Annotated in this window: 9 protein-coding genes and 2 pseudogenes; 7 read left to right on the top strand and 4 right to left on the bottom strand. The window is 67.8% G+C overall.

Annotation, left to right across the window (positions count from 1 at the left end; translation table 11 throughout):
• Both OP79_RS57840 and OP79_RS53415 read left to right on the top strand, forming a co-directional pair.
• Positions 1 to 166 (top strand): annotated as a pseudogene (locus tag OP79_RS57840) (IS6 family transposase); the annotation flags it as partial.
• A 67-nt stretch (positions 167 to 233) separates the two neighbouring features.
• Positions 234 to 407 carry a hypothetical protein gene (locus tag OP79_RS53415; RefSeq protein ID WP_211271022.1) on the top strand — a complete coding sequence of 58 codons (174 nt, stop codon included), beginning with the start codon at positions 234 to 236 and terminating at the stop codon, positions 405 to 407.
• 176 nt (positions 408 to 583) lie between these two features.
• Here OP79_RS53415 and OP79_RS48025 read toward each other — a convergent pair whose 3' ends face one another.
• From OP79_RS48025 to OP79_RS48020, 3 genes are all read right to left on the bottom strand, one after another.
• Complete coding sequence (locus OP79_RS48025; RefSeq protein ID WP_051745863.1) at positions 584 to 1,012, bottom strand: cupin domain-containing protein; 429 nt, start codon at positions 1,010 to 1,012, stop codon at positions 584 to 586.
• Positions 1,013 to 1,078: 66 nt separating this feature from the next.
• The gene (locus OP79_RS57835; protein WP_281194563.1) at positions 1,079 to 1,672 is read right to left on the bottom strand and encodes a transposase family protein; all 594 of its coding nucleotides are present in this window, start codon (positions 1,670 to 1,672) and stop codon (positions 1,079 to 1,081) included.
• Positions 1,673 to 1,869: 197 nt separating this feature from the next.
• On the bottom strand, positions 1,870 to 2,517 hold the full coding sequence (locus OP79_RS48020) for a TetR/AcrR family transcriptional regulator (RefSeq protein ID WP_033329550.1): 648 nt from the start codon (positions 2,515 to 2,517) through the stop codon (positions 1,870 to 1,872).
• A gap of 156 nt (positions 2,518 to 2,673) precedes the next feature.
• Here OP79_RS48020 and abc-f point away from each other — a divergent pair, with 156 nt between their 5' ends.
• From abc-f to OP79_RS58390, 3 genes and pseudogenes are all read left to right on the top strand, one after another.
• Complete coding sequence (gene abc-f / locus OP79_RS48015) at positions 2,674 to 4,293, top strand: ribosomal protection-like ABC-F family protein (RefSeq protein ID WP_211271021.1); 1,620 nt, start codon at positions 2,674 to 2,676, stop codon at positions 4,291 to 4,293.
• A 47-nt stretch (positions 4,294 to 4,340) separates the two neighbouring features.
• Complete coding sequence (locus OP79_RS48010; protein ID WP_033329548.1) at positions 4,341 to 5,021, top strand: CatB-related O-acetyltransferase; 681 nt, start codon at positions 4,341 to 4,343, stop codon at positions 5,019 to 5,021.
• 186 nt (positions 5,022 to 5,207) lie between these two features.
• Positions 5,208 to 5,468: pseudogene (locus OP79_RS58390) on the top strand (erythromycin esterase family protein); the annotation flags it as partial.
• Positions 5,469 to 5,535: 67 nt separating this feature from the next.
• On the opposite strand, the gene OP79_RS48000 reads toward OP79_RS58390, so the two are convergent.
• Positions 5,536 to 5,793, bottom strand: a complete 258-nt coding sequence (locus OP79_RS48000) for a hypothetical protein (RefSeq protein WP_033329546.1) — start codon at positions 5,791 to 5,793, stop codon at positions 5,536 to 5,538.
• Between the two features lie 228 nt (positions 5,794 to 6,021).
• On the opposite strand from OP79_RS48000, the gene OP79_RS47995 reads away from it, so the two are divergent.
• A complete protein-coding gene (locus tag OP79_RS47995; protein ID WP_033329545.1) occupies positions 6,022 to 6,318 on the top strand; it encodes a hypothetical protein in 297 nt (98 codons plus the stop codon).
• A 79-nt stretch (positions 6,319 to 6,397) separates the two neighbouring features.
• Positions 6,398 to 6,683, top strand: a 286-nt coding sequence (locus OP79_RS56685; protein ID WP_211271020.1) for a hypothetical protein, incomplete at its 3' end; no start/stop codon positions are given.

Genomic DNA, 6,683 nt, shown 5'->3' with positions numbered 1-6,683 from the left:
CTTCCGCAGCACCGGCGGAGCCCAGCGGTTCCTGTCCGCGTTCAGCGGCATCTCACCCCACTTCCGCCCCCGCCGCCATCTGATGACCGCTCCCGGCCACCGGGCCGAGATGGCCGTCCGCTTCGCGACCTGGGACCAGGCAACCGGCCGGCCCACCACGGCCTGAGCAACAGACCCGGAGCCGGACTGAACCATTCCTCGACACACCTTCACCCGACGATGCACTCGATAAGTTGACAGCGCCCAATGGCGATATCGCCGCGGACACGGATCCGGGAAAGCTGGCTGCGCTAGTGCTCGCCGTACTGCGCGGCATTGAAGCGCTGGGCAAGGCCGGAGCGGGCGAGGAGACGCTGACCGATATAGCCTGGACAGCCCTTGCTGTACTGCCCCGCCCCGCTCACTGAGCTTGTTGCCCGGCTTGTGCTCCGTCCCTGGCGGCACGTCAGCGCACTTCGGCGTGAGGTCGCGCAGACCCAGATCGGGTGATCGTCGGGTCCGCGCGAACCGCGCGACCGGCCGAGAGTGACCGGGCTCAGTGCGTGTTCCGGTCCTGCAGGACGCGCGGTTCCCCGCCGTGTCCCTATCCCCCGGCGCACGCGGGCGCGTCCGCGTCGACGGACAGCGGGCTGCCCTCGGGCACGAGATAGGTGACGTACAACTCGACCGGCTCGGTGCCGAGGTTGCGGCCGATGTGGACGTGACGGGCTCCGGCCGGCTCGATGAACGATGTGCTCGTCGGTGTGACTTCCACTGAGCAGTCCTGCAACGTGCGGGTGAGTGTGCCCGATTTGACGACCGCGATGAGCTGGCCCGAGTGGTAGTGCCAGCCTGTGGAGCCGCCCGGTGCGATGGTGATGGACCGCACGATGACGTCCGTACGCCCCTTGGCCTTGACCTTCAGCGTTCCGGCCGACGTGCCCTTGGCGAGGATCGTACCGGTGACCCCGCTGCCGGGAGTGGCGAGCGCGGACGTCGACCCGAAAGCCAGTGCGGCCGCACAGCCGGTCATGACGAACGCTCTGCGAACCTTGCCTATCCGAGACGTACTGCTCACGGAAATCCCCCTCCGGATCGGTCAACTCGTCGGCTCTCCTGACGGCTTGAGCCCGACAGACTCACTGCCCCCACACCTCGCCGTCCACACCCCGGCGGTCCGGATCACTCCGAGCCACTGGTGAGGGGCCAGGCCTCCGCGATACGCGAAGGCCTGGCCGTCCGTTTCCCCAATTACCTTCTTCGTGGCCCCGCAACGGGGCTCCCGGCCTCCGGGACCGGCATGGCCGCGTCGGGTGGCGAAATCGTCCGCCGTGCACGCGCGGCGTGGCGAACTTCGGATCCGGCAGTGCCATGACCCTGCGCAGCAGGTCATCCGCCCGGCTCCCACACCCAGTTGGGCAGCCAGACGGGAACCGGCCCGTCCTGCCGGCGCGAGCCCGACACGCTCCAGCATGTGGTTCAACCGGGTGGTGAAGCGCGCATAGGGGGCGGTCAGCTGCGCGAACCGTTCAGCGAAGATGCGGCGCGGACAGTTCGCGTCACCGCAGATGAACCGCCGAACCCGCAGCAGGATCACGACGCTCTGCCCACCGAGCGGGAGATCCCTCAACCTGCGCCGGTAGGAGACGTGCACTCGGTCCGAGAACTGACCACAATCACCGTCACCGGCCACAGTCGGTGACGTCGGAGGTCCACAGAGACCTGACGGGGCATCACTATCCGCTGTCCGGTGGTGAGGCGTACGCCGTCTCACGCGAGGCCAACCCCTCGCAGTCGAACACAGCGGTAACCCTCTGCGACCGCTCCCCAAGATCTGCGCCAGAGCCCCGTTCTCAGTTACGAAGCCAGCTGGAACTGGTGAAGTCTCACTCAGGTGTCGCTTGCTGACGGGGGCTCGGCGAAGGCGCTGGCGGCTGCGGCGAGGGCGGCGGTTCTGGCTGCATGGCCGGGCAGGTGCGGGTCGGGTGGCGTGCGGAGGAGCACCAGCTGGTGGTACAGCGGCGCGGTGGCGGCGATGAGCAGTCGCCGAGCGTCGGTGTGCGGCGGGAGTTCGCCGCGCCGGACAGCTCGGCTGACGATGATCTCGCAGCGGGCGTACCGGTCCTCCCAGAGCCGCTGTTGGGCGTGGGCGGCTTTCTCGGAGCGGAACGAGGCGGCGATCAGAGCTGCGACGATCGGCGGCTGCGCAATCAGGGCTGCCTGGATCTCCTGGTTCAGTGCTGCCAGGTCGCCTTCCAGTGAGCCGGTGTCCGGTGGCTGCCAGTCGTCGTCGCTCGCCGCGTCGAGGACGTCGGCGAGCAGGCCGCCGACGTCCCCCCAGCGCCGGTACACCGTTGTGCGGTGCACGCCCGAGCGGGCGGCGACGGCGTCCATGCTGAGCCCGTCATAACCGTGTTCGCCGAGCTCCGCGCGGACAGCGTCGAGTACCTGCGTACGAATACGGGCGGTGCGGCCCCCGGGTCGGCGTCGTGTCGGCGTCGGCCGGGCGCCTTCCGGCCCTGGGGCTTCGGGAGTCATCGCTGGTAATCCGTTTGCTCAGGGGGACAGCGTTATGGCAGCATTTTAATGCATCAGTTGTCGCACTAGTGGAGTGATCGATGCTCTTCCGAAGCGTTCGCCCGGCCCTGCGGCCCTTCACTGCCGCCTCGTCCTCGAATGCTTTGGAGTCCCCGCATGCCTACACAGATCACCGCGCTCGCCGTCAGCAAGTCCTTCAACGGCAGGCTCGTCCTTGACTCGGTGAGCTGCTCGCTCGCCGCGGGCGAGCGCACCGGGATCATCGGTGAGAACGGATCCGGCAAGACCACCTTGCTGCGCCTGCTCGCCGGGCGTGAACGGCCCGATCAAGGCGAGGTCGTCGTCCAGGCCGCCGGCGGCGTCGGCTATCTCGCCCAGGACGAGCGGCTGGCCCCGCAGGCGACCGTCCAGCAGATCATCGACCGGGCCCTGAGCGATCTACGCGCCGTCGAGCAGCGAATGCGCCGTCTGGAGGCCGCGATGGCCGATGGCGACGAGTCGGGCATGGCCGAGTACGGCGAACTGATGACGTTCTTCGAGCTGCGCGGCGGCTACGACGCCGACGCCCGTGTGGAACGTGCCCTGCACGGCCTCGGCCTGAGGCTGGTGAGCCGTGACCGTACCGCTGGCAGTCTGTCCGGCGGAGAACAGGTCCGGTTACGGCTGGCGGCCGTCCTGGCGGCCGCGCCGGAGGTGCTGCTGCTGGACGAGCCGACCAACCATCTCGACGAGGGTGCCCTGAGCTGGCTGGAAGAACACCTGCGCACCCGGCGGGGCACCACGGTGATGGTCTCCCACGACCGCGTCTTCCTCGAACATGTCGTCACCAGCCTGCTGGAGGTGGACGCCGACCGGCGCCGCGTCGTCCGGTACGGCAACGGCTACACCGGCTACCTCGCCGAGAAGACGGCTGCCCGGCAGCGCTGGGCTCAGGCGTACGACCAGTGGCGGGCCGACGTCGACCGGCTCCGCGAGGCCGCCGCGACCACCGCCCGCCAGGTGGCCCCCGGCCGTCCGATGAAGGACGGCAACAAGATGGCCTACGACCGGGCGGGCGGCCGAGTGCAGCAGTCGCTGGCCAGCCGGGTACGCAACGCCGAGGAGCGGCTGCGCCGCCTGCTTGCCGACCCGGTCCCGCCCCCGCCGGAGCCGCTGCGCTTCACCCCCGTACTGCGGGCCCGCCGCCTGCAGGGCGTCGTACTCGACACCGCAGACATCGCCGTCACCGACCGGCTCGACCGCACGAGTCTCACCGTCATGGCGGGCGAACGCCTGCTGATCACGGGGCCGAACGGAGCGGGCAAGAGCACCCTGCTCGGCGTCCTGGCCGGAGAAGTCGCCCCCGACGGCGGGAGCGTCACCCGCCGCGGCAGGATCAGCTACCTCCCCCAAGAGCCGCACCCCGGGGAACCGGAGGAGACCGTGCTGGCCGCCTTCGCCCGTGGACGGGCGGGGGAGGCCGCCGGGTACACCGAACGGCTGCTGTCCCTCGGCCTGTTCGGCCGCGACCAGCTCACGGTGCCGGTCGGCTGGCTGTCCACCGGGCAGCTGCAGCGTCTCGCCCTGGCGCGATTGCTCAGCGAGCCGTCAGACGTCCTGTTGCTCGACGAACCCACCAACCATCTGTCGCCCGCCCTCGTCGAGGAGCTGGAAACCGCTCTAACTGGGTACAACGGCGCCATCGTCATCGTCAGTCATGATCGCCGGCTGCGTCGGCGCTGGCGGGGCGCCCACCTGACCATGCGCGCGACTTCGACGTCCGCCACCAAGTGCTGAGGTCCTCCAGCCCCGCTGACATCCCTTCAGGAAGGAAGCACTTCGTGATGCCACCTGTTCCCGCCGACCCGACCGTGGTCCATCCGATGCCCGAGCAGCCGCGGGTGGTACTGCTGAAGCCACTGGTCACCTCGCCGCTGATCGAGGTCGGGGAGTTCTCCTACTACGACGACCCCGATGATCCGACCGCCTTCGAAACTCGCAACGTGCTGTACCACTATGGACCGGAAAAGCTGGTCATCGGGAAGTTCTGCGCGCTGGGCGAGGGCGTGCGGTTCATTATGAACGGCGCCAACCACCGTATGGACGGCCCCTCGACGTTCCCTTTCCCAATCATGGGCGGTTCCTGGTCCGAGCACTTCGACCTCATCACCGGCCTGACCGGACGGGGGGACACCGTCGTGGGCCATGACGTCTGGCTCGGTTACCGGGCCATGGTGATGCCCGGCGTCCGCATCGGGCACGGAGCGATCATCGCTTCCGGCTCCGTGGTCGTCGACGACGTCCCCGACTACGGCATCGTCGGCGGCAACCCCGCTCGTCTCATCCGCCGCCGCTACAGCGATGCGGACGTCAACCGCCTCCTGGCCCTGGCTTGGTGGGACTGGCCGCTCCAGCACATCACCGAACACATCCGCACGATCATGTCCGGCAGCATCGACGACCTGGAGAACGCAGCGGCCGCACAGGCGGCAGAGGCGCCTCAAGACCCGCCGCCGGGCCGTTGAACGGTCCCTGGCAGAGGCCGACCGGCCCTGCAAAGGCCGGGCTCCTCTTGGGGAAACGCTACGTGCGGTGAGGCCGAACGGCTTCACCGCCAGGTCGCCGAACTCCGGTGGTCGCCGTATATGCGGTGATCCGCTCCCGTATCAGCGATCCCTTCACATTCCAGCACCGAGAATCGAGCTGTCCGCATGCCTGCTTCGTCCCACCACAACCCGTTCGCCGACTGGCTTCGCGCCCATGCCGTCCCGCTCACCCACCTCGACCGTGAGGTGCCACTCGATGACCTGGAGCCGCTGCACGCCATCATCGGCAAAGCCCGCGTCGTCGCGATCGGCGAAAATTCCCACTTCATCAACGAGTTCGCGCTCATGCACGAGCGCATCCTGCGGTTCCTGGTCGAACGCTGCGGTTTCACTGTCCTGGCCTTCGAATACGGCTTCAGCGAAGGCTCGGGAGGGGTCCCGGAACTGTCCAGGGGAGCACGCCTGTTGAAGACGACGATGGTGGTCGGACCAGTTACTGACTGTTCCTCTCTTCCAACCATTCCACGTAGTTGTGAGAGGCGTTGCTGCCCTGCTTGCCGGGCGAGATCTTCAAGATCGCCTTGTCGTTCTCGGGGTTGCCGCTGAGATACGCCTCGGTGAGGACGTACGGCAGCCCGTCCACTCGGAACCGAATACTGCCGTCGGGGTACGCGCTGACGCGTACCTTCCGGCCGTCAGGAAGCTCGATCGGATCGGCAACGAAATGCGCCTTGAGGGGCTGATCAGCCATACAGACCTCCAGGCCATACAGGCTCGACAGGAACGGGCAGCCTACCGCCAAGCTCGGCTGCCCAGGACACGTTCTTCGAGCAGCTCGGGGTGAGCCCGATCTACCAGGCTGCGCGAGACGCTGGGCGGCTGACACCGTAGCCGAGCGGGTGGCTGTCGCGGGAGCGACGGGGCGCTTGCACGAGTACGCTCCCCGTTCATGACAGAACCGAGGGCGAACGCACATCCGGTGCCGGACCGTCAGAACCAGATGTGGGGTCTCTTCGTTGCCTCGCTCTCCGTCTTCCTCACGAACTGGTTTATGAGCTGGGGAAAGGCGTATGTGATCAACGATGACTTGCCCAACTTCTGCGGCGATGTGCGCAGAAGACTCTTTCCGCCGGAGGTGGCGTGCGTGGCCGAGAACGGCACGGTCACCGGCGGGAACGCCTGGTGGGTCGCGCCTGTGTTCTTCACCTCGGGCGCGCTGACCCTGATGTTTGCGGTCTTGGCCCTCAGAAGGGCCGCGGTCAGCCGGAAGGCGTGAGACGGCCTCCCCGGAGGCTCTCCACACCTTTCAGTGGTCATCACGCCAGCGGTACGCACTCCTTGCCCAGGCTCAGAAAATGTCGGCGACAGCGCCGGCGTCAATGGCCAGCGACCCGCCGATCGAACAAACGATCATAAGATGGGGGGACACGCCGGTACCGGCGCGATCATCTTCCACGCCGGCCGAAATCGCTAAGGCGTTGCGTCACGGGCAGCGCTTCTCCCGCCGTCACCGGCCCGTGGCCGCGCCAGCCTCGGCGACACTGCGGGTGTCGAAAATTCCATCCATGGTCTGTGACGTGCAGGTTCTTGTAGGCGGCCGATGGATGGCGGACAGGCGTGTCAGGCTGATCGATCGTGCTG

The sequence above is a fragment of the Streptomyces yerevanensis genome (assembly GCF_000716805.1).
In the GTDB taxonomy this organism is placed as follows: Bacteria; Actinomycetota; Actinomycetes; order Streptomycetales; family Streptomycetaceae; genus Streptomyces; species Streptomyces flaveus.
This window is presented reverse-complemented; position numbering and strand designations above follow the sequence as displayed.